Raw genomic sequence first — 23,095 nt, forward strand, 5'->3', positions numbered from 1 at the left:
CCAGCACCGGTTCCACGGCGTGGCAGCGGCTCGGTGCACGAACCGCCTTCGCCCCAACCCTTCCGATCTGACGCTACGTCAGTTTCAATGGAAGACGTGATGGGACACGCAGGCATGGCCGCCACCGCCGTCCGGTACCTCAGGTCCGTCGGCGCCGCCACCACCGCAGGGCCGGCGCCGGTCGATCCGCTGCCGCCCCCGGATCTGCGGGCCGTCGCGGACGACGAGCGGCTGCCGGTCGACCCCGCCGAATTCCGCCGCGTACTGGGGCACTTCGCGAGCGGGGTCACCATCGTCACCGCGCACGACCCGGACGACGCGGAGGGACCGGCGGGCTTCGCCTGCCAGTCGTTCGCGTCGCTCTCGCTCGACCCGCCGCTGGTCACCTTCATGGTCGCCCGTACGTCGACGACCTGGCCGCGCATCGCCCGCGCCGGGGCCTTCTGCGTCAACATCCTGGGCGCGGACCAGGGTGCGCTGTGCCGGAGCTTCGCGGTGAGCGGGGCCGACAAGTTCGCCGGGGTGGCGTACGAGGCGGCCCCCGCGACCGGGTCGCCGCTGCTGGACTCCGTACCGGCCTGGATCGACTGCCGCATCCAGGCCGTCCACACGGGGGGCGACCATCTGATCGTGGTGGGCAGGGTGGAGGCGCTGGGGGCGGCGGACGGGGACGGTCCGCTGCTCTTCCACCGGGGGGTGTTCGGGCGGTTCGGGCCGCTCGGCGGGTGAGCGTTCACCGCGACCCCGGCCCGGACCGGCGGGTGAACACGCACCACGGCCCCGATCGTGCCCGGCGGACGGCGGTTCAGCCGACGGCGTCGCGCAGCAGATCCCGCAGTTTCAGTGCCGCCGGAAGCGGGGCTGCGGGCAACGCGACATGTACGGTCCGGCGCGGGGCGAGGTCGCCGAGCCGGCAGAGGGAGAGTTCGGCCGGGACCGCCCACGAGGCCAGCGAGGGGACCAGCGCGACCCCCAGCCCGGCGGCCACATAGCCGAACTTCCCGGTCCACTCCGCGATCCGGATGGTCTTTCTCGGCCTGAAGCCGGCCCGTGCGCAAATCTCGGCGAGCATCATGGGCCGGTCCGCAGGCGCGTCCTGGAGCCAGGCCTCATTGCGCAGTTCACGCAGATCGATCGCCCCGGATCCGGCCAGGCGATGGCTGCGCGGAAGAGCGACGAGCAGCTCGTCCACCAGCAGAGTCTCCGTGGTGACACCGTCGGCCGAGGGCAGGCCGGACGGGTAGTCGCTGACCACGGCGAGGTCGAGCGCTCCCTCCGCGAGGCGTTGCATCAGCGCACCGCTGCGACCCTCGGCTGCGATGACCTCGACATCCGGTCTGGACTGCACAAACGCCCGCAGAGCGGCGGGCACCAGGGAGATGTTGGCGGTGGCGAACGCCCCCACGCGCAGCGTCCCGCCATGCCCCGCATGGATCACGGTCAGTTCGTGCTCCGCCCTCGACAGACGGTCGAGCACCTCCACGGCGTGACGGTGCAGCGCATGCCCGGCAGGGTTCAGCCGTACGCCCCGGGCGAGCCGTTCGAACAGCGGCCCGCCCGCCTGCTTCTCCAACGAGGCGATGCGCCGGGACACCGCGGACTGCGTGTAGTCGAGCCGGGCCGCGGCCTGCGTGAACGATCCGGTCTCGGCCACCGTCACCAGCAGACGCAGTGCGTCGATCTCGAACACATTCCCCCCAAGCATGGCTCGCATGCAATCTAGTCGCTGGTGGAATGCCTTGTCCCGCCCTAGCGTCAATCGCGTGGTCGCGCTTGCGGGACGGGGCCGGACAGCACCGCCGCCCCGCGGCTTCTGCGGCATCAACTCCGAGGAGGAAACGTGTCATTACCGATAAAGGCCTGTGCGGGGCGGGGCCGGTGACCGCGCGAGCCGCGCTCGCGTTGCCGGCGATGCTGGCCGATCTGGAGGAGCTCGTGGTCTGCGAATCCTTCTCGGCCGACCACGCGGCGCTGGCCCGTAGCGCTGAGGCCGTCGGCGCCCTGGGCGAGAGGCTGTTGGGCCCGGCACCGGAGACGATCGTGATCGACGGGGTGCCCCATCTGCGGTGGACCTTCGGAACACCGCGTGTGCTGCTGGTGGGACACCACGACACGGTGTGGCCCATGGGTTCGCTGGAAACGCATCCCTGGTCGGTGTCCGACGGGATCGCCCGGGGCCCCGGTGTCCTGGACATGAAGGCCGGGCTGGTGCAGATGTTCCACGCGCTGGCCTCCCTGCCGTCCCCCGACGGCGTGTGCGTGCTGGTCAACGGGGACGAGGAAATCGGCTCCCCGACCTCCCGGGCAATGATCGAGGAATCCGCGCGCGGTTGTGCGGCGGCCTTCGTACTGGAGGCGTCCGCGAACGCGGAGGGCGCCCTGAAGACCGCCCGCAAGGGCACCTCACGCTATGAGGTCGTGGTGCAGGGCCGGGCCGCTCATGCCGGTCTGGAACCGGAGAAGGGGGTCAACGCCGCGATCGAGGCCGCCCACCAGGTCCTGGCCGTCGCCGGCCTCGCGGCCTCGCTGGGCACCACCGGTTCCGAACTGGGAGCCCCGACCGTCACGCCCACCCTGCTGTCGGCCGGCAGCACCCTCAACACGGTGCCCGCGCTGGCGAAGGTGTCGGTGGACGTGCGCGTACCGACCCTGGCGGCGCAGGACCGGATCGACGCCCTCATGCACGGGCTGACCGCCCGGACGCCCGGAGCGCGGCTGAGGGTACTGGGCGGCAGAAGACGGCCCCCGATGGAACCGGAGTCCTCCGCCGAACTGTTCGCCCTCGCCTGCGCGATCGCCTCCGAGCTGGGACAGGAGCCGCTGCGGGGAGTCGCCGTGGGCGGCGCATCCGACGGCAACTACATCGCGGGCACGGGCTGCCCGACGCTGGACGGCCTGGGTGCGGTCGGCAGCGGAGCCCACGCGGACACCGAGCACGTCGCGATCGGGCAGATGATCCCCCGCACCCGCCTCCTCGCCCAGCTGATCGCGCGGACCCGGCGATGACCCGACACACCGGTCGTTCCGGCGCGAACGCGAAGGAGAGATTCATGGCAGCAGCACCGACCGCCCTGTCGCCCGAGGCCGCCGAACTGGCCGCCCGTCATCAACTCGGCGCACTGGAAGGCGCGTTCATTCCCAAGCGCCTGGGCAAACCGATCTTCGCCCTCTACATCTTCACGATCGTCCACCTCTTGGCAATCTTCGTGATCCCCGGCCTGCTGTTCTTCTGGTGGCTGCGCAGGTATCCGAACTTCAGCAGAAAGCAGGCCGCCAAGCGTCTCCACCTGTTCGAGCACGGAATGATTGCGCACCCGCAGTCCGGCGACGGCATGGTCGCCATCCGCTGGGACTCCGTGCGGCTCTACCAGAACATCAGCCAGAAGATCATCAACGGTGTCCCCGGCCCCATCACCCACGTCTACTCCGCGGTGGCCCCGGGCCGCGTCAACGCGACGATCACAGATTTCTACGAAGGCCCCCAAACCTGGGGACCTCATATGCAGGGGGCCATCCTCCGTGCCCAGGGACCGACGGTCCTGGAATCGATCCTGGAAGGCCAGAGGGTCAACTTCGGTGACTTCTCGCTCTCCCGCACCGGCATGGCCACCACCAGGAACGGCCACCTCCCCTGGTCCGACGTCCAGGAGATACGGGTCGGGGCGGGCAGGGTGCACGTCATGAGGACCGGCGGATCCGGCCCCTGGTGCAGCGTCGCGGTCAGCGACATCGCGAACCTCCACGTCTTCCTGACGGTCGCCGAGAACCTCTCCGCCTGAGACCGGTCGGCGCCCGTCCGCCTCCGGCACCGTCAGCCGAGTCCGGCGGCGACGCCCGACGGCTCCCGGACCCGCCGGATCACCAGCGCCATCAGGGCCGCCATCGCGCACAGCGCCCCCGACGCGTACCAGACCATGTCGTACGAGCCGAACACATCACGCGCCACACCGCCCAGGAATGCCACCAGTGCCGCGCCCACCTGGTGGGAGGCGAGGACCCAGCCGAAGACGATGGCGCTGTCCTCGCCGTACTGCTCGCGGCACAGGGCCAGCGTCGGCGGGACGGTGGCGACCCAGTCCAGACCGTAGAAGACGATGAAGAACACCATCGGCGGATGCACCGTCGGCGCCATCAGCATCGGCAGGAAGAGCAACGAGACGCCGCGCAACGCGTAGTAGACGGCGAGGAGCCGGCGGGCGTCGAAACGGTCGGTGAGCCAGCCGGAGAAGACCGTGCCGATGATGTCGAAGACCCCGATGACAGCGAGCAGCGAGGCCGCGGCGGTGATGGGCATGCCGTGGTCGTGGGCCGACGGCACGAAGTGTGTACGGATCAGGCCGTTGGTCGAGGCCCCGCAGATCGCGAACGTACCGGCCAGCAGCCAGAACGGCCCGGTGCGGGCGGCGTCGAACAGGACGCGTACGGTGCGCCTCGCCGCCCCGCGTGCGGGTGCCGGCTTCTCCACGTAGGTGCCGCCGTAGGGGGCGAGGCCCACATCCGCCGGGTGGTCGCGCATCAGGAGCCAGACGAACGGGACGACGACCAGGGCGGCGAGGGCCACGGTCACCGAGGCCGGGCGCCAGCCGTGCTCCTCGACGATCCAGGCGCACAGCGGCAGGAAGACCAGTTGGCCGGAGGCGCCGGCCGCGGTGAGGATGCCGGTGACCAGGCCGCGTCGGGCCACGAACCAGCGGTTGGTGACCGTTGCCGAGAAGGCCAGCGCCATCGAGCCGGTGCCGAGGCCGACGAGCAGCCCCCAGTAGATCATCAGCTGCCAGGAGGCCGTCATCCAGACGCTGGCCAGGGCCCCGGCCGCCACCGCGGAAAGGGCCACGACGACGACCCGGCGGATGCCGAAGCGGTCCATCAGCGCGGCGGCGAACGGCGCGGTGAGCCCGTACAGCGCCATGTCGATGGAGACGGCGAGTCCGATCTCCCCGCGTGACCAGCCGAATTCCGTGTGGAGCGGGTCGATGAGGAGGCCGGGCAGGGAGTTGAAGGCGGCGCCGCCGATGATCGTCACGAAGGTGACGACGGCGACGATCCAGGCACGGTGAATGCGCCGGCGGGAGCGCCCGTCGGGGGCTGCGGAGGTGGCCTGCCGGTCGTCGTCCCGGGCGGCGCTTTCGGTTGTCTGGGTCACGTCACTCAGCATCGGGTCATGGCGCGCACTCTCACGAGTGGCCGGAGGGACACGCTTCGCAGGAATCGGGCCATGGCGACCTACGCCTTCCGGCCCGAACGGGCTCGTAGGCGCGTACGATCACCTGTCGGTCGGCGGGCGGTGCGTCCGCCCCTTCGACTGCGTACCGAACCGGGGGGTCTCATGCAGTGGGCAGCACGCCAGCAGTTCCACCACCGCTCCGCACTGATGCAGACCTGGGGCGCCGTGCTGCTGCTCGTCGCCTGCGCCCTGTGGATCTGGCTGGGCTTCCTGCTGGTGGACCAGCAGGACCTGTACTGCTACCGGATCTCCACGCAGTGCAAGGTGGTCACCGAGTTGCCGAAGCAGCTGGCCGTTCTGGGGATCTCCGCCCCCTTGTCCGTCCTCGGTGCGGCGCTGCTCGTCGGCGGCAGTGTGCGCAGGCAGACCAGTGCCCATGTCTTCCAGGTCATCGAGATGCAGAAGTCCGAGGATCGCGACCGGGCGAACCGGCCGAAGTAGCCGAGGCCGAAGCCAGGGCCGCCCAGGCGAACCCCGCCCCCACCACGTACCAGAACAGATCGGGCGCGTTAAAGGTCGAGCCGAACACCAGCCGCGCCACCGCGCTGTGCCGGGAGAACTCCGCGGGCACCCCGGTCAGTTGCAGCAGCTCGACCGACCAGCTGAACGCGAGCGCCGCCCCGGCCTTGACGACCGGCCGGGCGCGGGGTGCGATCACGGCGACCAGGGCGCAGATCAGCACGGTGTAGAGCGCGTCCCCGGCGTACTTGGCGACGTCGCCGCCCATGAACGCCCTGACCCCGAGTCCGGCGGCAACGGTCAGCGCCGCCGCCCCGGCCGCGACCGCACGTGCGCGCACCGCCGTCCGAACCGGCCCGGACCCGCCCACCACCGACGCGTCCCCACTTCCCCGATCCTCCCTCACCCGATCCCCGCTCACCCGATCCCCTCCCATCCGCCCCCGCCCATCCGTCGTGACCGGTCACCCGATCCGCTCCAGCCGCCGGATCGGCCGGGCCACCAGCAGTACCGCCACCACCATCAGGTTGATCACCGCTCCGGCCAGCAGCACCTGCGGTGCGCCCAGCCGGTCCGCGACCGGTCCCGCCAGCGCCCGGCCCGCCGCCAGCATCAGCAGGGAGCCCGCCACGTCGTACGCGTGCAGGCGGTTCAGCGCCTGAGGCGGGACATGGGTCTGCACCGTCGTCGACCACATCACCAGCCAGAACGCGAACGCCGCACCCGCCACGAACTGCCCCGCCCCCAGCGCGGCCACCGGCAGCCCGAGGCCCAGCACCACCAGGTTCACACAGACCGCGGTCAGCGCGACGGCCCCCGCCGCGAGCGGGCGGCGCGGCCTCAGGCGCAGGGCGAGCAGACCGCCGACGACGCTGCCCGCGCCGTTCACCGCCATCATCACGCCGTACGCCCCCGAGCCGTGCGCCTCGGTCACCTCGACCGCGGTGAGCGGCAGCATCGGGCCGAGCACCGTGAAGCCGTAGACCGTCCAGATCGCGATCACCCCCCACAGCCAGCTGCGCGCCCGGAACTCCCGCCATCCGTCGACCAGTTCGGCGACGAAGGTGCCACGCTGCGCGGCGTCCGACGGGGCCGGGGCGAGTCGCAGCAGGAACAGGCAGAGGCCGGAGACCAGGAATGTCGACGCGTTCGCCACGTAGACCGCCCCTGCGCTGGCCAGTCCGACGAGCATGCCCGCGAAGGCCGGGCCCGCCATGGTCATCAGCGCCTCGGAGACCCGGAGCACCGCATTGGCGCGCTGCACGTCCGAGGACACCCGGGGCACGGTCGATGCGACGCCCGGCTGGAAGAGCGCGGCGCCCACACCGGCCACCGCGCTGAGCGCGTACACCGCCCACAGCGGCGGGTTCCCCATGGCGAAGGAGACCGCCAGCACCGAGGCCCCGACCAGCCGCAACGCATCCGCGATGATCATCATCCGGCGCGGGGTGAACCGGTCCGCCAGTACACCGCCGAAGAGCACGAAGAGCGCCAGCGGGCCCATCCAGGCCGCCAGCGCGAACCCCACCGACGAGTGCGGCCGGCCCGCCCCCAGCAGGCCCGCGGTGAGCGCCACCGGGATCATTCCGTCGCCGAAGAGCGCGGCGGTACGGGCGACGAAGAAGAGCCGGAAGTTACGGTTCCAGAGCTCGGCCGGCCGGCCGACACCCAGGCCGTCACCGAGCCCGTCGCCCATCGGCCCCATGCTCGACGAACGAGGCGAAAGGGGCGGCGCGCCCTCGCGGTCCGCGGCGGGAATGCGCACGCGCTCTGCTGACTTTTCCTTCACAGCAGTGACATGTATCAGCTTAAGGTCTATACCAGCTAGGGGTGAAGGGAGTCCGCCGATGCCGCACCGAATCGCCGTCCTGGCCCTCGACGGGCTGCTTCCCTTCGAACTGGGCATCCCCCAAAGGATTTTCGGCCTTTCGCGCGGTTCCGAGCCGCACAACAGGGGCCACAATCTCTATGAAGTCGTGACCTGTTCCGTGCGCCCGCCGGGCCCGGTCCGCACCGACGCGGACTTCACGATCACCGTCGAACGCGGCCCCGAGACCCTGGCCACCGCCGACACCGTCGTGATCCCCGCCAGTTACGAACTCGGCCCCGTCTACACGGAGGGCAGGCTCACCGACGAGCTCGCCGCCGCGTTCGCGCACATCAGGCCCGGCACCCGCATGGTCTCCATCTGCACGGGCAGCTATGTGCTGGCCGCTGCCGGATATCTCGACGGACGCCCCGCCACCACCCACTGGTCGTCCGCCGACCACTTCCAGCAGCTCTTCCCCGAGATCCGGGTCGACCCCGACGTCCTGTTCATCGACGACGGGGACGTCCTGACCTCCGCCGGGGTCGCCGCCGGAATCGATCTCTGCCTGCACATCGTGCGCCGCGACCACGGCACCGCCGTCGCCAATGATGTCGCCCGCCGCACGGTGGTGCCCCCGCACCGGGACGGCGGGCAGGCGCAGTACATCCAACGCCCCGTGCCCGACGCGCAGTTCGCGACCACCACCTCCGCGCGCACCTGGGCGCTCGGCCGGCTGGAGCGCCCGATCCTGCTGCGCGACATGGCACAGCAGGAGTCGATGAGCGTACGGACGTTCACCCGCCGGTTCCGGGAGGAGGTCGGGGTCAGCCCCGTCCAGTGGCTGACCCGGCAGCGGGTCGAACGGGCCCGGCAGCTGCTGGAGTCGACGGACCTGTCGATCGACCAGGTGGCGAGGGACGCGGGCTTCGGGACACCCACTTCGCTGCGGCAGCATCTGCAGGCGGCGCTGGGGGTGTCCCCCACGGTGTACCGGCGCACATTCCGCGCGGGGAGGCCCTGACCGGGCGCTCCGGCCGTTCCCCCTCCGCATCACCCGGATCACCCCGCCCGACGCCCCGGACAACCCCATGAAGTACGTCACAGTGCCGCCCGTGGACCGCGTCCACCGTCGGGGCCCCGGTGCCGGCAACGACCCACTTCTGCCGACCGATCCGAGGGTTCCTCCCTCAGAGGCCCGGAGCCGCTTCGCCTCGGAGCGACTTAGGTCACCCTTCCCTGCCGCCGCTTCCGCCTGATAGGCATGTGGAGTTCCACCGGTACTTCGGAAGTTTCGCCATGAAAAAGGGAAATCCAGACAGCCTCATACCCTTCACGATCGATCTGACGTTCGAGGAAGCTCGGCGCCGGGTCGAGGTCGTGGCCGCACTCGGGCCCGACTGGGACCCGGTCGCCGCCCTCCAGGGCGAGGACGAGGCGTACGCGCTCCTCTACTCGGGCCTGGACGCCGAACAGCAGCGCACCTACGACCTGCTGGTGGCGACCGGCGTCCTGCCGGGAAGGGGGCCGGGCCGTGCGACTGCCGATTGATCCGCAGGCGGACGTGGCCCGCCGCGCCTGGATGCCCTGCCCCGTCTGCGACGACGCCCGTCATTGCGAGAACTGCGCCGGCCTCCGTACCTGCCGTGAGCACTGGCGCTATCTGATATCCAACAACGGACCGGTCGTTCACCTCCAGTGTCCGCAGTGCACCCACATGTGGTCCGTGAACACGCGGCCCGGCGTCACCCCGCGCGACAGCAGCGCCTTCGGCGACTGACCGACGGCAACGCGGCCGGGCGAGGCGCCGGGGCGGCATGCAGCCCCGGCGCGATCCGGACAGGAGGGCCTGGCGGAGGACCCGGGATTCGCCGGTCCGGGAAGACGCCGGCCCCACAAGACCTTCGCAGGGCCTAGAACACCAGCACCCCCCGTGCCACCCGGCCGTGGTGCGCGTCGTCCGCCGCCTTGGCGAAGTCCTCCACCGCATAGGTCTCGGTGACGAGTTCGTCCAGGAGCAGCCTGCCCTCCCGGTACAGGTCCGCGTAGAGCGCGATGTCCCGCTGCGGGCGCGAGGAGCCGTACCGGCAGCCCAGGATCGACTTGTCCAGGAACATCGACGAGACGAGGAACGACGCCTCCGCCGTCGCCGCGGGGACGCCCAGCAGGACCGCCTGGCCGTGCCGGTCCAGCAGATCGATCGCGGTACGGATCAGTTCCGTCCGGCCCACGCACTCGAAGGCGTGGTCGGCGCCGCTCGGCAGGATCTCCCGTACGCCCTCTGCCGACGTCAGGAAGTGCGTCGCGCCGAACTGCCGCGCCACCGCCTCCTTCGCCGGGTTGGCATCGACAGCGACGATCGTCAGGGCGCCCGCGATCCGGGCGCCCTGGATCACATTGAGTCCGATGCCGCCGGTGCCGATCACCACGACCGTGTCGCCCCGGTCGACTTTCGCCCGGTTGAGTACGGCTCCGACTCCCGTCAGCACCCCGCAGCCGATCAGGGCCGCCGAGGTGAGCGGCAGATCGGCGGGGATCTTCACCGCCTGCACGGCCTTGACCAGGGTCCGTTCGGCGAAGGCCGAGTTGGACGCGAACTGGTACAGCGGTTTCCCGCGCCGCGAGAACGGCTGTCCCGGCATCCCGATCGCCTTGCGGCACATCGTCGGCCGGCCCCGGTCGCACTGGGCGCACGCCCCGCAGTTGGCCAGCGTGGACAGCGACACATGGTCGCCGGGCGCCACATGGCCGACGCCCGCACCGACGGCCTCCACCACGCCCGCGCCCTCGTGCCCGAGCACCACCGGCGACGGGAACGGAATCGTCCCGTCGATCACCGACAGATCGCTGTGGCACAGCCCGGCCGCGGCCACCGCCACCAGTACCTCACCGGGGCCCGGGTCGCGTATCTCCAGATCGTCGACGACCTCGGTCCGCTTGCCGTCGAAGACGACGCCTCTCATCTCGGCTCCTTCGGTAGGCCGAGCACCCGCTCGGCGATGATGTTCCGCTGGATCTCGTCCGAGCCGCCGTAGATGGTGTCGGACCGGGTGAACAGGAACAGGCGCTGTGCCTCGTCGAGTTCGTACGGTGTCTGCGCCGACCAGTCGTCCGGGCCGACGGCACCGGCCGCGCCCCTGATCTCCACGGCCAGCTCGCCGAGGCGCTTGTGCCAGCCGCCCCAGAGCAGTTTCGCCACGCTGGGTGCGCCGGGGTCGCCCGTGGAGCCCAGGGTGCGCAGGGCGTTCCAGCGCATGGTCTGCAGCTCCGCCCACTGCCTCACGAGGCGCTCGCGCAGTACCGCGTCGGTGACGGCGCCGCCGTCGACGGCGGCGCGGACCACCCGGTCGAGTTCGGCGGCGAACCCGATCTGCTGCACGAGTGTGGAGACGCCGCGTTCCAGGGCCAGCAGCCCCATGGCGACCGCCCAGCCGTTGCCCTCGCCGCCGACACACTCCTGCGCGTGCGCCCCGTCGAAGAAGACCTCGTTGAACTCGCTGGCACCCGACATCTGACGGATCGGCCGCACCTCGATCCGGCCCGGCTGGTCCATCGGCACCAGCAGGAACGACAGGCCGTGATGGCGGCTGGAGCCGGGCTCCGTACGGGCCAGGACGAAGCACCAGTCGGCATCCCTCGCGAGCGACGTCCAGATCTTCTGCCCGGTGACGAGGTGGCCGCCGCGGCCCTTGTCGGGTACGGCGGCCGTCCGCACCCCGGCGAGGTCCGATCCGGCACCCGGCTCGCTGTATCCCTGGCACCACAGCTCGTCGCCGCGTGCCACGGCGGGCAGGAAACGCTGTTTCTGCGCCTGCGTGCCGTAGGCGATCAGGGTCGGGGCGAGGAGATTCTCGCCGATGTGGCCGGCCCGGGCGGGGGCGCAGACGCGGGCGTACTCCTCGGCCCAGACGACCTGCTGGGTGAGGCTTGCGTGCCGGTTGCCGTGGCCGGCGCCGCGGTTGTCCCAGCCGAGGCCGATCCAGCCGGCCCGGCCCAGCTCCTGCTCCCAGGCACGGCCGCCCTCGGTGGCGCAGGGCTGCGTGAGGTGGGTCTCCAGCCAGGACCGGGCCTCCTGGCGGAAGGCGTCGTCCGCCGCGTCGAATGCGAAGTCCACATCCACTCCTTGGGGTCGGGCGCGAGATCCAGCCCCTCCGGCGATCGAGGAGCGGGGTCCGGGGCGGAGCCCCGGTGAGAGGTCAAGCGTTCGGTCGCGCCTTCGCCGCCGCCGCAGCCGCCATCTCCTCCAGCTGCGCCAGCATCGGCATCGGATCCGTGCCCACCGTCCCCGGCAGGAAGTCCGCGATCCGTTCCGGGGTCCAGGCCCCCTCCGCGTACCCCGCCCGCAGCTCCCTCGGCTGGGCCCAGACCGCGATCTTCGGTCCTGCGATCGTGTACACCTGGCCGGTGATCTTCTCCTTGCGGGCCCGTTCGCTGAGCAGGTAGACGACGAGCGCCGCCACATCCTCCGGCTCGCCGATCTCCTTGAGTTCCATGGGCACATTGGCGGACATCCGGGTGCGGGCGACCGGGGCGACGGCGTTCGCCGTGACGCCGTACTTGTGCAGGCCGAGCGCCGCGCTCCGTACCAGCGAGATGATCCCGCCCTTGGCGGCGCTGTAGTTGGCCTGGGCGACGCTGCCCTGATGGTTGCCGCTGGTGAAGCCGATCAGCGTGCCGCCGTCCTCCTGCTTCCGCATCACCGCCGACGCGGCTCGGAAGACGGTGAAGGTGCCCTTGAGGTGGGTGGCGACCACCGGGTCCCACTCCTCCTCGGACATGTTGAACAGCATCCGTTCCCGCAGGATCCCGGCCACGCACACAACCCCGTCGATCCGCCCGTACTGCGCGAGCGCCGTGTCCACGATCCGCTGCCCGCCCGCCATCGTGGAGATGTCGTCGGCGACGGCCACCGCCTCGCCGCCCGCCGCCTCGATCTCCTTGACGACGGACTCCGCTATCTGGCTGCTCGGCTCGCCGCCCTCGATGGATACGCCGTAGTCGTTGACGACGACTCTCGCCCCCTCGGCCGCCGCCGCGAGTGCGACCGCCCTCCCGATGCCGCGCCCGGCACCCGTCACGGCGACCACTTTGCCTGCCAAGAAGTTCCCCATGTCCGGCCCCTTCCCGCGGTTTCTGACGGACCGTTAGATTTTATGGGTCATCAGGTCCACGAGCACAAGCCCCGGGAGGCTCCATGTCACTGCCGGCCGAGTTCCACGACATCGCCAAGCGGGTCAACAACTGGGGCCGCTGGGGCGCCGACGACGAGATCGGCACGCTCAACCTGATCACCGACGCGGTCGTACGCGAGGCGGTCGCCGCCGTCCGCACCGGACTGCGCATCCCGCTCGCGCTCCCCCTCCAGCAGGACGGCGTCCAGAGCGGACTGATCCCGGGGCGGATCAATCCGCTGCACAGCATGGTTCAGATCAATCAGGAACTCTTCGGCCCCGGCACCGTCGCCACCAGCGACGACACAGCCGTCCTGAGCCTGCAGACGGCCACCCACTGGGACGCCCTCACCCACGCCTCGCACTCGGGAAAGATCTACAACGGCCGCCCGGCCGCCACGATCACCGCGCACGGCGGCGCGCGGTTCAGCGGGATCGACAAGGCACCGCACATCGTCTCGCGCGGGGTGCTCCTCGATGTGGCACGCGCACACGGCACGGACAGGCTGCCCGGCGACCATGCCGTCACCCCCGAGGACCTGGACGCGGCCGAGGAGCTGGCGGAGGTCAGGGTCAGGGCCGGTGACATCGTGCTCGTACGGACGGGGCAAATACAGGTCTATCTGGCGGGCGACAAGCATGCGTACGCCTATCCGTCGCCCGGTCTCTCGATCAGGACGCCCGAGTGGTTCCGTGCGCGCGATGTCGCGGCGGTCGCCAATGACACCCTGACCTTCGAGATCTTCCCGCCCGAGATCGAGGATCTGTGGCTGGGGGTGCATGCTCTGGACCTGGTCGAGATGGGCATGCTGCAGGGCCAGAACTGGAACCTGGAAAAGTTGTCCACAGCCTGTGCGGAAGAGAAGCGGTACAGCTTCCTGCTCTCCGCGATGGCGGAACCGTTCGTCGGCGCGACCGGCACCCCGGTCGCCCCGGTCGCCGTCCTCTGAAGGGGCTCGGGCCGGCGCCGTACCGCAACCCGGACCGACCGCTTCAGCCTTTATCCATGATGCGTAACGACTCGTGACGGCTCGTACGCCTCACGGTCCGCATCCGCCGCGCCCGGTGCGCCATGAGCACCTTGTACGCTCTGCACGCCCGGATGCACCGGCACCACCTGGATCACCGGGGCGCTCCGGTCGACCTCGCACCAGATGCGCTTACCCGCGCCCTCCGGCTGCCAGCCCCAGCGGTCCGCGAGGCCGTCGACGAGCTCCAGGCCCCGGCCGCCGGTGTCCTCGCCCGCCGCGTGGCGCTGCTGCGGCGGACGACAGCTGGTGTCGGCCACCTCGACCCGTACGGTCCCGGCCGTCCCCGCCGTTTCCGCCGCGCCGAACAGCATGCGCAGCACGGCCGGACAGCCGGTGTGGACGACGGCGTTGGTGACCAGCTCCGAGATCAGCAGGATGAGCGTCTCGGCCAGCGGCTCGTCGTCTCTTATCCCGGACCCGACCAGTCTCGATCGCGCCCATCTACGAGCCCTCCCGACCTCCGCGGGATCCGGCCCGACCTCCAGCTGAACCTGAAGCACCTGCACCGCTCACACCATCCGAACCGGCGGACACATCGCCTCGCGCCTCCTCAGGGTCACGGAACGTGATTCCCTTACGAGACAGCATGGTTGACGTACAGTCACCGCAACAAGCGCTTCGGGCATATTCCAGCGCGAAGGAGTACGCGTGGTGCATACTGTGCGACGCGCGCTGCGGAGAGTCGAACAGAGGCGCATCGAGGCTGCGGGAGTCGTCTCCCGGGCAGGCCCGGCGCTTCTGCGTGGAATGCGAGCAGGGCACCTCTTCCGGACCGGAGTCGCCGCACGGGCAACATCCGGATCATCCGATTCCAGAACCTCTCGCATCCAACGGAGCGTACCTGAGCCCGGCGCCGACTCCACCCCGTGACGAATCACGCAAAGGACACAAGCCGGCATCGGAACCCGTCGACTCCACTGCGTAACTCCGCAGCGTGAGGCTCAGCGGCCTGCCTGTCACGCTCGTGCATCCCACATCCACCCGCCGTCGCTCGTCCGAAGCCTCCACGGAACCCATGCGCAATCAGCACAGGTCGGCTGCGAGCGCCTCCTCGGCCGCCGCCGCCGTCAGCCACTGCCCGGACCGCAGCCACGCCCGCTTGAGGTGCAGATGGACGTCTGCCTCCCAGGTGAAGCCCATTCCGCCGTGCACTTGAAGGCAGTCGCGTGCGTTGCGGACCGCCGCGTCGTCGGCGAGCAGTTTGGCGCCCGCGATCTCGGCCCGGTCCGCGGTCACGGCCGCCGCATAGACGGCGCTGCGGGCCAGCTCGGCGCGGACCAGCATCCCGGCGCACAGGTGTTTGACTGCCTGGAAGGACCCGATCGGCGAACCGAACTGTTCACGTTCACCGGCGTGTTGGACGGCCATCTCGGTCGTACGGGCGGCGCTGCCGAGCTGTTCGGCGGCGGCGAGCAGGGCGCCCTCGTCGCGCAGCCGCGCCCCGCCGGACAGGAGCTCGCCGGGCCCGACGGGGCCCGTGACCCGCCACAGGGGCGTGAACGGGTCGAGCGACCGTACGGGCCTGGCGGCCTCCCGTACGACATCCCGCAGCGCCCCGCCGGTCACGGCCCGCGCCTCCCCCGGCTCCGGACCCGAAGCCGGCCCGAGTACGAGCAGGCCGTCCGCATCCCCCAGGTGCCCCACCGGCTGCCCCGCGTCCAGCACCGCGACCACCGTCTCGCCCTCCGCCGCCCCCTTCACCGCACCGGCGGCGAGATGGGTGGCGATCAGCGGTCCGGGCAACAGCGACCGCCCCGCCTCCTCGAAGAGGAGGACCGATTCGGGCAGCCCGAGCCCGACACCGCCCTCCGTCTCCGGCAGCCGCAGCGCGAAGAACCCGGCCTCGCCGAGCTCCCGCCACAGGGCCCGGTCGATGCCCGTGCCGCCGTCGAGGGCCGCCCGCATCCGGTCCCTGCCGAAGCGCCCGGCGAGGAGTTCCCGTACCCCCGCCCGCAGGGCCCGCTGGTCGTCCGAGAGCTGGAAGTCCACAGTCCGCTCACCGCCCCTTCGGCAGGCCGAGGATCCGCTCGGCGACGATGTTCCGCTGGATCTGCGAGGTGCCCGCGGCGATGGTGTACGAAAGCGAGGAGAGCCGGTCCAAGGCCCACTCCCGGTCCAGATCGGCCGCATCCGCGCCGAGCACCTCGGCGGCCGCCTCGTACAGCTCCTGGCGGGCGTGCGAATAGCGCAGCTTGAAGACCGAGCCGCCGGTGCCCGGGACGCCCCCGCTGCTCTGCGCCTCGCTGACGTTCCACTGGGTGAGCCGCCACAGCGCCCGGAATTCGGCGTTCAGCCTGCCCAGCCTGCGGCGCAGGACCGGGTCGTCCCAGCGGCCGTTCGCCCGCGCCTCGGCCGCCAGGGCGGCCAGGGTGCGGCGGCAGGCGACGACCTCGCCGACGAATGCCGTACCGCGTTCGAAGGAGAGGGTGACCATGGTGACCCGCCAGCCGTCGTTCTCCGCACCGATGCGGTGCGAGACCGGCACCCGCACCTCGTCGAGGAACATTTCGGCGAATTCGGTGGACCCGGCGAGCGTGCGCAGCGGGCGGACGGTGACGCCGGGAGCGTCCATCCTCATCACCAGCCAGCTGATCCCGCGGTGCCTGGGCACCGTCGGGTCCGTACGCACCAGCAGCTCGCACCAGTCGGCGACCTCCGCATGCGAGGTCCAGATCTTCTGCCCGCTCACCACGTAGTGGTCGCCGTCGCGCACCGCACGGGTCCGCAGCGAGGCGAGGTCCGAGCCGGCGTCGGGCTCGCTGAACCCCTGGCACCAGATCTCGTCGCCGCGCAGCAGCGGCGGCAGCCAGCGCGCCCGCTGTTCGGCCGTGCCCTCGGCCGCGATCGTGGGCCCGGCATGCAGCAGCCCGACGAAGTTCGCGCCGACGTACGGGGCGCCGGCCTTCTCGGTCTCCTCCAGGAAGATCAGATGCTGGGTCGGGGTGGCGCCCCGCCCGCCCGCGTCGACGGGCCAGTGCAGGCCCGCGTAGCCCGCGTCGTACAGCATCCGCTGCCAGGCGGTGTCGTATGCGCGGCGCCCGGGCCAGTCGTCGGGGCCGGGCTTCGCGGGCAGTGACGGCAGCACGGCGGCCAGCCACTCGCGCAGCCGCGCCCGGAACTCCTCCTCGGCCTCCGTGTACGCGAGATCCACCGCGCGCCTACTTGTCCAGGTCCAGATCGAGCATCCGGATCGCGTTTCCGCGCATCAGTTTGTAGACGGTCTCGTCGTCCAGTCCCTCGACGTGGTCGAGGGCGACCTCCTTGGTGTGCGGGAAGGTCGAGTCGACGTGCGGGTAGTCGGTCTCGAAGGTGGCGTTGTCCCGTCCCACCACATCGAGCGAGGCGACGCCGTGCTTGTCGCGGAAGAAGCAGCAGAACATCTGCCGGTAGTAGTACGTGGACGGCGGCTCGGGAATCAGATCGCGCACCCCGCCCCAGGCCCGGTGCTCCTCCCAGACGTCGTCGGCGCGTTCCAGGGCGTACGGGATCCAGCCCATCTGGCCCTCGCTGTAGGCGAGCTTCAGCCGTGGGAACTTCACCAGCACCCCGCTGAACAGGAAGTCCATCATCGAGGCCATGGCGTTGTTGAAGGAGAGGCTGGCCTGTACGGCGGGCGGGGCGTCGGGCGAGGCGGCGGGCATCTGCGAGCTGGACCCGATGTGCATGTTGACGACCGTGCCGGTCTCCTGGCAGACCGCGAAGAACGGGTCCCAGTAGCCGGTGTGGATCGACGGCAGCCCGAGGTAGGTGGGGATCTCGGAGAAGGTCACCGCCCGCACCCCGCGCGCCGCGTTCCGCTTGACCTCCGCCACCGCCAGGTCGATGTCCCAGAGCGGGATGATGCAGAGCGGGATGAGCCGGCCGCCGCTGTCGCCGCACCACTCCTCCACCATCCAGTCGTTGTAGGCGCGGACGCAGGCGAGCGCCACTTCTTTGTCGTGCGCCTCGGCGAAGGTCTGGCCGCAGAAGCGCGGGAAGGTGGGGAAGCAGAGGCTCGCCTCGACATGGTTGAGGTCCATGTCCTTGAGGCGCTCGGCCGGGTCCCAGCAGCCGGGCCGCATCTCGGCCCGGGTGATCCCCTCCAGCGTCATGTCGTCGCGGTCGAAGCCGACGGCGGCGATGTTCCGCTTGTACGGGAACTTGAGGTCCTCGTAGATCCACCAGTCGGTCGGCGGCCCGTCCGGGTCCATCGTGATGACGTACTTGCCCCCTGTGTACGCCAGCTCGCCGATGCCCGCGGTGAGCGGCTGCGGGCCGCGCTCGCGGTATTTGGCGGGCAGCCAGGTCGAGAAGAGGTGCGGCGGCTCGATCACATGGTCGTCGACGCTGACGATCCGAGGCAGTTCCGTCATGGTGTCCCCTTCGGCGCACACTGAAAGTATCTGATGGTTCGTCAGATTCAGTTTCGGCACAGGTTAGCCCCGCACCCCTGGACCGACAAGGCACGGCGCTCTACGCTCTCGGCACGATCTGACTACCCGTCAGTTACGAGGGAACGGGGAACGCAGTGAACGAGACCGCACACGCCCTGGGCGCATCGGGCACCTTCTGGGAACTCATCGAACGCCGGGCCGCACTGACCCCGGACCGCCCCGTCCTGATCCAGGACGACCGCACCCTCACCTTCGGCGAGCTGCGCAGCCGCTGCGAGCGGGTCGCCGCGGGGCTGTGGGGGATGGGCGTGCGCCCCGGCAGCGTCGTCGCCTGGCAGCTGCCGACCCGGATCGAGACGGTGCTGCTCTCCTTCGCCCTCACCCGGATCGGGGCCGTGCAGTCGCCCGTCATCCCGTTCTACCGGGACCGCGAGGCGGGGTTCGCGCTGCGCGAATCGAAGGCCGGCTTCTTCGCCGTGCCGGGCGCCTGGCGCGGCTTCGACCACACGGCGATGGCGCACCGGCTGGCCGCGGAGGCCGAGCACCCGCCGCTGGTCTTCGAGGCGTACGCGTCGCTGCCGGACGGTGACCCGTCCGTACTGCCGCCACCACCCGCCGACGGGACGGCGGTGCGCTGGATCTACTGGACCTCGGGCACCACCTCCGACCCGAAGGGGGTCCTCCACACCGACCGCAGCCTGATCGCGGGCGGCTCCTGCCTGGCCCACGCGCTGCGTCTGTCGGCGGACGACATCGGTTCGGTGTCCTTCCCGTTCGCCCACGTCGGCGGGCCGGACTATGCGGTGATGCTGCTGCTGTACGGCTTCCCGGCGGTCCTCTTCGAGCACTTCGCGATGCCGGACGCGCTGGAGGGCTACCGGCGCCACGGGGTGACGGTCGCGGGCGGGTCCACGGCGTTCTACTCGATGTTCCTGACCGAACAGCGCAAGGCCCCGGACCGGAAGCTGATCCCCACCCTGCGGCTGCTGGCGGGCGGCGGGGCGCCGAAACCGCCGGAGATCTACCACGCGGTGGTACGGGAGATGGGCATCCAGCTCACCCACGGGTACGGCATGACCGAGGTCCCCATGATCACGATGGGCGCCCCCGACGACACGACGGAACACCTCGCCGAGACGGAGGGGCGCCCGCCCGAGGGCATGGAGATACGGATCACCGACGAGGACGGCAAGCCACTGCCGTACGGCACGGACGGCGAGGTACGGCTCCGCGGGGAGGCCGTCTGCAAGGGCTATCTGAACCCCGAGGCGTCAGCGGCGGCCTTCGACGCGGACGGGTTCCTGGTCACCGGCGATGTCGGCCATGTCGAGGCGAGCGGGCATCTGGTGCTCACCGGGCGGCTGAAGGACATCATCATCCGCAAGGGCGAGAACATCTCCGCCAAGGAGATAGAGGACCTGCTGCACCGGCACCCGGGCGTCGGGGACGTGGCGGTGATCGGGCTTCCGGACCCGGAGCGCGGCGAACGCGTCTGCGCGGTCGTGGAACAGCCGGCGGGCGCCGCCCCCCTGACCCTGCCGGAAATCACCGGCTACCTGCGGGCGGAGGGCCTCTCCGTGCACAAACTGCCGGAACAGCTGGAGGTGGTGGCGGCGCTGCCGCGCAACGAGGCGCTGCGGAAGGTACTGAAGTACCGCCTGCGGGAGCGGTTCTCCGCCCCAGGCCCGCCCGGCGTTCGAGCGCATCTCATGGGCCCGTCCGCCGATTGAGGACGATCGGCCGCCGGACCGACCGGCTACACGTCCGGGGCGATCACCGTGAAATAGGCGGCGAACGCCGCCACCGCCTCGTTCTCGCCGACCTTGCCGTCCTGGTCCGCGTCCAGGTTCCGCGCCGCGAAAGCCGCCGTCTCCGCGCTCGCGCCCAGCACCTTCAGTGCACGCTCCACAGCGGGTACGGAGGCCGCGCCCTCGTTGTCCTGGTCCGCCACGGCGAGCGCGGCGTGCAGGAAGGGGCGGGCGATCTCCGCGAAGCGCTCCGGGTTGTCGCGCAGCCGTTTCACGGCCCCGCCCACGAACTCCTCACGGGTGACGCGCTGGTCCCCGTCGACGTCGGCGATGCCCGCCATGCCCTGCCAGAAGGCCTCGGCCCCGGTGTAGAGCGCCTGGCCCTTGTCAGAGCGGGCCGTCGTACCGAACTCGGTGAGCAGACGGGCCGCGGCGGCACTGAAATCCGCGCGATCGATGTATCCGCTGCCGTCCTGGTCGAAGGCGGCGAAGCGTCGGGCGATCTTGCGCTCATACTCTGCGCTGTCCATGCGGGGAGCCTACGGCGCCGACAGGCGTCAGGTGTCACTTACGCGCGCCACCGGTGTTACAACCTGGTCATGGACCGGCTTCACGCCGAGAGCGGCCGGGCCTCGTCGTCGACGGCCGCGTACCGGTCGGGGTAGACGTCGAAGAGACGGCGTACGCCGAGGGCGGCGAGCACCCGGTTGACGTGGGAACCCTCTTCCGCACCGCGGGCCGGCAGGATCAGCCGCAGCCGGCCGCCGCAGGAACGCATCAGACGGCGGGCCGCGATCAGTACGCCGACGCCACTGGAATCGCAGAACAGGACCTCGGAGAGGTCGAGCACCACATCGTGGCGGCCGACGGCGACCGCGTCATGGACACACTGGCGCACGACGGGCGACGTCACCAGATCCAGTTCGCCCCGTATGCGCAGCACGGTCCAGTCGCCCTGCACGGTCTCGGCCACTTTCAGTGGCGTCCGGGAACGTTCCTGGGTGAGCCGGGGGGCGTGGGTGGTTGCAGCCGGTGGATGGTTTCCACGAGGGCAAGGATTCCTCACGCGACTGGGCCTCTCGTTGCGGGGATTCCGACGTTCCGGAAGTTTCCGTTCCTCCTCGCGGCTGCCCCCGCCGCAGCCCCATGAAACACCGAGCCGCGCGGCAGGACGCAATCGGGACCGTCGTCGGTGGATGGCGCATTCCCTATCATCCCGGGCCTCATCAGGGGCGTACTTGCCGCAAAGGGCGTGCATCGTCGGTGCCGCGGACTACATTCGATGTGACGAGGGGAACAGGGCTGGGGGTCGTATGTCGAAGAACGCACCACCCCGCTGGGACCGCAAGATGCAGCAGCGGCTGACGCGCGGTGAGGCGGCTGCTCTCGGCGAGCTCTACGACCGGTTCGCCTCGCTCGTGCACAGCCAGGCCCACCGGATGCTCGACGACGAGACCGCCGCCGATCTGGTGACTCGCGAGGTCTTCGGCTACGTGTGGGAGAACCCGGACGCGTACGACCCGAAGCAGGGCTCGATGCGGTCCTGGGTGGCCCGGCTCACGCACCGCCAGTCCGTACGGCGGCTGCGCGAGGAGGACAGCCTCCCGGGCGGTACGGACGAGGAGACCGGGGCCGCGGCCCGCGCCGATCTGGAGGAGCGGGTGCGCCGGGCCACGGCCGCGGCCCGCGCCGACTACATCGTGGCGTCCATGCCCGCCCCGCTACGGGCCGCACTGGAGCTCGCGTACATCCAGCGCCGGGACTACCGGCAGACGGCGGCCGACCTCGGGGTCACCGAGGACGAGGCCCGCCGCCGGCTGCGGCTCGGGCTGCAACTGCTCTCCACCGCGCACACCCGCCCTCTGGAGGGGGCGTCGCCGCCCGGATACGGACGGCCGCTGTGACGGGTGACGACGACTCGAACGGACACGAGGGGGACGGACGCTACGACGAGTTGCGGGGCGCGCCGCGCATACCGGGACCCCGGGCCGCCGCGGACGACTTCGACCTCGACGCCTTCCTCCTGCCGCCGCCCGTGCCCGCGACCGAGCCCGAGGAGCCGCGGCCGGCCCCGCAACCGCAGACACCAAAACCGGAATCCGCCGTGGCACCACCGGACCCTTCGGACCCGCCCGGCGCACCGGCGCCGGTGCTGCCCCATCGCGTCCTCAAGGCCCTCCTCGGCGCCTGGGCCCTGGCCGCCTGCTCGGCGGAGGAGACCGAGGCCGTCGAGGCGCACCTGACCGTGTGCGCCGCGTGTGCGGACGAGGCCCTGCGACTGCGCGACGCGGTCGGCCTGCTGCAGACCGACCGCAGTCTGGATCTCGATCCGCCGCTGCGTTCCCGGGTGATCGACACCTGTCTGAGCCGCCGTCCGGCCGACATCCCGGTGCCGGACTGGGCCGCCCCGTACGACGCGGAGACCGCGCGGCTCGACGCGCTGCTGCGTGACATCGGCGGCTCGGAGTGGCACGCCCCGGTACGCCTGAAGTGGTTCGAGGGCGAGCAGGCGGTCAATCGCAAGACGACGGTCGCGGGCGTCATCGGCCACCTCATGACCGTCGACGGGCTGGTCGGCACCGCCCTCGGCATCGATGTACCGCTCGGCGACGGCGCCCTGGGCCGGGGCGTCGACTGGCCGCTCTCGCCCGGCGCACGAACGGAGAAGTACTGGTCGGGGGCCCGGCGGCCACTCACCCGTGCGATCCGCGAGCCATGGCGCGAGCAGAGCCACGCCCTCATCCGCACGGTGTCCTTCGCCGGTCGGAAAGTCGCCGAACTCTCCGTCTCGTACGGGGACTTCGCCCTTCCGATGCACGACTCGCTGCTGGACCGGGCCTTCGAATGCTGGGTGCACGGCGGCGACATCGCGGATGCGGTGGACTATCCGTACGAGGCGCCGTCGGCCGCCCATCTCAACCGGATGATCGACCTGGCGGCCCGGCTCCTTCCGGCGGCTCTTGCCGAGCGCCGCCGGTCGGGGCTGGCCGGCCCGGCCCGCCATCTGGTGACGGCCGGTTCACCGGGCCGTTCGCTGCATCTGGAGGTCGAGGGCTCGGGCGGCGGTGACTGGTACATCCCGCTGGACTCCCCGGCCGCGGTCGGCTCGCCCGCGCACGCGGTGGCGCAGGTCGCGCTGGACAGCGTCGAGTTCTGCCAGCTGGTGGCCGGGCATGTGCCGCCGGAGGAGGCTGCGGCCGGTCAGGAGGGCGACCGCGAGGCGATCCGCGACGTACTGTTCGCGGCCGCGTCGCTGAGCCGGCTCTAGGCCGGGCCCGCAAA

At 71.0% G+C, this 23,095-nt stretch carries 24 protein-coding genes; 11 read left to right on the forward strand and 13 right to left on the reverse strand.

Translation table 11 applies throughout. The annotated features are described in order from the left end of the window. Nucleotides 1-114 precede the first annotated feature (114 nt). Nucleotides 115-729: a flavin reductase family protein gene (locus ACZ7IB_RS28840; protein WP_470916821.1), complete on the forward strand. Its 615-nt coding sequence runs from the start codon at nt 115-117 to the stop codon at nt 727-729. Nucleotides 730-805: 76 nt separating this feature from the next. On the opposite strand, the gene ACZ7IB_RS28845 is transcribed toward ACZ7IB_RS28840, so the two are convergent. Beyond that, a complete protein-coding gene (locus ACZ7IB_RS28845) occupies nt 806-1,705 on the reverse strand; it encodes a LysR family transcriptional regulator (protein WP_470916723.1) in 900 nt (299 codons plus the stop codon). A 206-nt stretch (nt 1,706-1,911) separates the two neighbouring features. Here ACZ7IB_RS28845 and ACZ7IB_RS28850 point away from each other — a divergent pair, with 206 nt between their 5' ends. Both ACZ7IB_RS28850 and ACZ7IB_RS28855 read left to right on the forward strand, forming a co-directional pair. Continuing rightward, nucleotides 1,912-3,006 (forward strand): M20 family metallopeptidase, encoded by a 1,095-nt coding sequence (locus ACZ7IB_RS28850; RefSeq protein WP_470916822.1) that lies wholly within the window; start codon nt 1,912-1,914, stop codon nt 3,004-3,006. A 44-nt stretch (nt 3,007-3,050) separates the two neighbouring features. Further along, nucleotides 3,051-3,779 carry a DUF6585 family protein gene (locus ACZ7IB_RS28855; protein ID WP_470916724.1) on the forward strand — a complete coding sequence of 243 codons (729 nt, stop codon included), beginning with the start codon at nt 3,051-3,053 and terminating at the stop codon, nt 3,777-3,779. 32 nt (nt 3,780-3,811) lie between these two features. Here the strand turns inward: ACZ7IB_RS28855 and ACZ7IB_RS28860 are convergent, their stop codons facing one another. Next, nucleotides 3,812-5,143 carry an MFS transporter gene (locus ACZ7IB_RS28860; RefSeq protein WP_470916725.1) on the reverse strand — a complete coding sequence of 444 codons (1,332 nt, stop codon included), beginning with the start codon at nt 5,141-5,143 and terminating at the stop codon, nt 3,812-3,814. Between the two features lie 183 nt (nt 5,144-5,326). Here ACZ7IB_RS28860 and ACZ7IB_RS28865 point away from each other — a divergent pair, with 183 nt between their 5' ends. Beyond that, complete coding sequence (locus ACZ7IB_RS28865) at nt 5,327-5,665, forward strand: hypothetical protein (protein WP_470916726.1); 339 nt, start codon at nt 5,327-5,329, stop codon at nt 5,663-5,665. Here the strand turns inward: ACZ7IB_RS28865 and ACZ7IB_RS28870 are convergent. Together ACZ7IB_RS28870 and ACZ7IB_RS28875 are read right to left on the reverse strand one after the other, a co-directional pair. Then, nucleotides 5,613-6,023: a ribosomal maturation YjgA family protein gene (locus ACZ7IB_RS28870; RefSeq protein WP_470916727.1), complete on the reverse strand. Its 411-nt coding sequence runs from the start codon at nt 6,021-6,023 to the stop codon at nt 5,613-5,615. The two genes, ACZ7IB_RS28865 and ACZ7IB_RS28870, sit on opposite strands and share 53 nt — an antisense overlap. Before the next feature lie 123 nt (nt 6,024-6,146). Continuing rightward, nucleotides 6,147-7,388, reverse strand: a complete 1,242-nt coding sequence (locus tag ACZ7IB_RS28875; protein WP_470916823.1) for an MFS transporter — start codon at nt 7,386-7,388, stop codon at nt 6,147-6,149. Nucleotides 7,389-7,530: 142 nt separating this feature from the next. On the opposite strand from ACZ7IB_RS28875, the gene ACZ7IB_RS28880 reads away from it, so the two are divergent. The 3 genes from ACZ7IB_RS28880 (at nt 7,531) to ACZ7IB_RS28890 (ending at nt 9,270) form a co-directional block, all read left to right on the forward strand. After that, nucleotides 7,531-8,514: a GlxA family transcriptional regulator gene (locus tag ACZ7IB_RS28880; RefSeq protein ID WP_470916728.1), complete on the forward strand. Its 984-nt coding sequence runs from the start codon at nt 7,531-7,533 to the stop codon at nt 8,512-8,514. 275 nt (nt 8,515-8,789) lie between these two features. Further along, complete coding sequence (locus ACZ7IB_RS28885) at nt 8,790-9,041, forward strand: DUF6400 family protein (RefSeq protein ID WP_470916729.1); 252 nt, start codon at nt 8,790-8,792, stop codon at nt 9,039-9,041. Continuing rightward, a complete protein-coding gene (locus ACZ7IB_RS28890) occupies nt 9,025-9,270 on the forward strand; it encodes a hypothetical protein (RefSeq protein ID WP_470916730.1) in 246 nt (81 codons plus the stop codon). The genes ACZ7IB_RS28885 and ACZ7IB_RS28890 overlap by 17 nt, the downstream gene beginning before the upstream one ends. 133 nt (nt 9,271-9,403) lie before the next feature. On the opposite strand, the gene ACZ7IB_RS28895 is transcribed toward ACZ7IB_RS28890, so the two are convergent. The 3 genes from ACZ7IB_RS28895 to ACZ7IB_RS28905 form a co-directional block, all read right to left on the reverse strand. Then, nucleotides 9,404-10,453 (reverse strand): Zn-dependent alcohol dehydrogenase, encoded by a 1,050-nt coding sequence (locus ACZ7IB_RS28895; RefSeq protein ID WP_470916731.1) that lies wholly within the window; start codon nt 10,451-10,453, stop codon nt 9,404-9,406. Beyond that, the gene (locus ACZ7IB_RS28900; RefSeq protein ID WP_470916732.1) at nt 10,450-11,604 is read right to left on the reverse strand and encodes an acyl-CoA dehydrogenase family protein; all 1,155 of its coding nucleotides are present in this window, start codon (nt 11,602-11,604) and stop codon (nt 10,450-10,452) included. The genes ACZ7IB_RS28895 and ACZ7IB_RS28900 overlap by 4 nt, the downstream gene beginning before the upstream one ends. A gap of 82 nt (nt 11,605-11,686) precedes the next feature. Then, on the reverse strand, nt 11,687-12,601 hold the full coding sequence (locus ACZ7IB_RS28905) for an SDR family oxidoreductase (protein WP_470916733.1): 915 nt from the start codon (nt 12,599-12,601) through the stop codon (nt 11,687-11,689). An 83-nt stretch (nt 12,602-12,684) separates the two neighbouring features. Between ACZ7IB_RS28905 and ACZ7IB_RS28910 the strand changes: the two genes are divergently transcribed. Continuing rightward, complete coding sequence (locus ACZ7IB_RS28910; protein ID WP_470916734.1) at nt 12,685-13,611, forward strand: cyclase family protein; 927 nt, start codon at nt 12,685-12,687, stop codon at nt 13,609-13,611. 50 nt (nt 13,612-13,661) lie between these two features. On the opposite strand, the gene ACZ7IB_RS28915 is transcribed toward ACZ7IB_RS28910, so the two are convergent. The 4 genes from ACZ7IB_RS28915 to ACZ7IB_RS28930 all read right to left on the reverse strand — a co-directional run bounded on the left by ACZ7IB_RS28915 (nt 13,662) and on the right by ACZ7IB_RS28930 (nt 18,044). Continuing rightward, on the reverse strand, nt 13,662-14,198 hold the full coding sequence (locus ACZ7IB_RS28915) for an ATP-binding protein (RefSeq protein WP_470916735.1): 537 nt from the start codon (nt 14,196-14,198) through the stop codon (nt 13,662-13,664). A 517-nt stretch (nt 14,199-14,715) separates the two neighbouring features. Beyond that, on the reverse strand, nt 14,716-15,681 hold the full coding sequence (locus tag ACZ7IB_RS28920; protein ID WP_470916736.1) for an acyl-CoA dehydrogenase family protein: 966 nt from the start codon (nt 15,679-15,681) through the stop codon (nt 14,716-14,718). Between the two features lie 7 nt (nt 15,682-15,688). Then, complete coding sequence (locus tag ACZ7IB_RS28925) at nt 15,689-16,843, reverse strand: acyl-CoA dehydrogenase (protein ID WP_470916737.1); 1,155 nt, start codon at nt 16,841-16,843, stop codon at nt 15,689-15,691. A 7-nt stretch (nt 16,844-16,850) separates the two neighbouring features. After that, on the reverse strand, nt 16,851-18,044 hold the full coding sequence (locus tag ACZ7IB_RS28930; protein ID WP_470916738.1) for an amidohydrolase family protein: 1,194 nt from the start codon (nt 18,042-18,044) through the stop codon (nt 16,851-16,853). A gap of 155 nt (nt 18,045-18,199) precedes the next feature. On the opposite strand from ACZ7IB_RS28930, the gene ACZ7IB_RS28935 reads away from it, so the two are divergent. Beyond that, nucleotides 18,200-19,795: a class I adenylate-forming enzyme family protein gene (locus ACZ7IB_RS28935; protein WP_470916739.1), complete on the forward strand. Its 1,596-nt coding sequence runs from the start codon at nt 18,200-18,202 to the stop codon at nt 19,793-19,795. Nucleotides 19,796-19,821: 26 nt separating this feature from the next. On the opposite strand, the gene ACZ7IB_RS28940 is transcribed toward ACZ7IB_RS28935, so the two are convergent. Together ACZ7IB_RS28940 and ACZ7IB_RS28945 are read right to left on the reverse strand one after the other, a co-directional pair. After that, nucleotides 19,822-20,343 (reverse strand): EF-hand domain-containing protein, encoded by a 522-nt coding sequence (locus tag ACZ7IB_RS28940; RefSeq protein WP_470916740.1) that lies wholly within the window; start codon nt 20,341-20,343, stop codon nt 19,822-19,824. 80 nt (nt 20,344-20,423) lie between these two features. Next, nucleotides 20,424-20,792, reverse strand: coding sequence for an STAS domain-containing protein (locus tag ACZ7IB_RS28945; protein WP_327278089.1), 369 nt, complete (start codon nt 20,790-20,792; stop codon nt 20,424-20,426). Nucleotides 20,793-21,126: 334 nt separating this feature from the next. On the opposite strand from ACZ7IB_RS28945, the gene ACZ7IB_RS28950 reads away from it, so the two are divergent. Both ACZ7IB_RS28950 and ACZ7IB_RS28955 read left to right on the forward strand, forming a co-directional pair. Next, entirely contained in the window at nt 21,127-21,717 is a 591-nt protein-coding gene (locus ACZ7IB_RS28950; protein WP_470916741.1) for an RNA polymerase sigma factor, read from the forward strand. Next, nucleotides 21,714-23,081 (forward strand): zf-HC2 domain-containing protein, encoded by a 1,368-nt coding sequence (locus ACZ7IB_RS28955; RefSeq protein ID WP_470916742.1) that lies wholly within the window; start codon nt 21,714-21,716, stop codon nt 23,079-23,081. The genes ACZ7IB_RS28950 and ACZ7IB_RS28955 overlap by 4 nt, the downstream gene beginning before the upstream one ends. Nucleotides 23,082-23,095: the final 14 nt, after the last annotated feature.

Source organism: Streptomyces sp. NPDC037301 (assembly GCF_055602785.1).

What these genes read in the sequence shown, in the direction of transcription:
- ACZ7IB_RS28840 (WP_470916821.1), top strand. Translation starts at nt 115, where the DNA reads ATGGCCGCCACCGCCGTCCGGTACCTCAGGTCCGTCGGCGCCGCCACC.
- ACZ7IB_RS28845 (WP_470916723.1), bottom strand. Translation starts at nt 1,705, where the DNA reads ATGCTTGGGGGGAATGTGTTCGAGATCGACGCACTGCGTCTGCTGGTG.
- ACZ7IB_RS28850 (WP_470916822.1), top strand. Translation starts at nt 1,912, where the DNA reads ATGCTGGCCGATCTGGAGGAGCTCGTGGTCTGCGAATCCTTCTCGGCC.
- ACZ7IB_RS28855 (WP_470916724.1), top strand. Translation starts at nt 3,051, where the DNA reads ATGGCAGCAGCACCGACCGCCCTGTCGCCCGAGGCCGCCGAACTGGCC.
- ACZ7IB_RS28865 (WP_470916726.1), top strand. Translation starts at nt 5,327, where the DNA reads ATGCAGTGGGCAGCACGCCAGCAGTTCCACCACCGCTCCGCACTGATG.
- ACZ7IB_RS28875 (WP_470916823.1), bottom strand. Translation starts at nt 7,388, where the DNA reads ATGGGGCCGATGGGCGACGGGCTCGGTGACGGCCTGGGTGTCGGCCGG.
- ACZ7IB_RS28880 (WP_470916728.1), top strand. Translation starts at nt 7,531, where the DNA reads ATGCCGCACCGAATCGCCGTCCTGGCCCTCGACGGGCTGCTTCCCTTC.
- ACZ7IB_RS28885 (WP_470916729.1), top strand. Translation starts at nt 8,790, where the DNA reads ATGAAAAAGGGAAATCCAGACAGCCTCATACCCTTCACGATCGATCTG.
- ACZ7IB_RS28895 (WP_470916731.1), bottom strand. Translation starts at nt 10,453, where the DNA reads ATGAGAGGCGTCGTCTTCGACGGCAAGCGGACCGAGGTCGTCGACGAT.
- ACZ7IB_RS28905 (WP_470916733.1), bottom strand. Translation starts at nt 12,601, where the DNA reads ATGGGGAACTTCTTGGCAGGCAAAGTGGTCGCCGTGACGGGTGCCGGG.
- ACZ7IB_RS28910 (WP_470916734.1), top strand. Translation starts at nt 12,685, where the DNA reads ATGTCACTGCCGGCCGAGTTCCACGACATCGCCAAGCGGGTCAACAAC.
- ACZ7IB_RS28930 (WP_470916738.1), bottom strand. Translation starts at nt 18,044, where the DNA reads ATGACGGAACTGCCTCGGATCGTCAGCGTCGACGACCATGTGATCGAG.
- ACZ7IB_RS28940 (WP_470916740.1), bottom strand. Translation starts at nt 20,343, where the DNA reads ATGGACAGCGCAGAGTATGAGCGCAAGATCGCCCGACGCTTCGCCGCC.
- ACZ7IB_RS28950 (WP_470916741.1), top strand. Translation starts at nt 21,127, where the DNA reads ATGTCGAAGAACGCACCACCCCGCTGGGACCGCAAGATGCAGCAGCGG.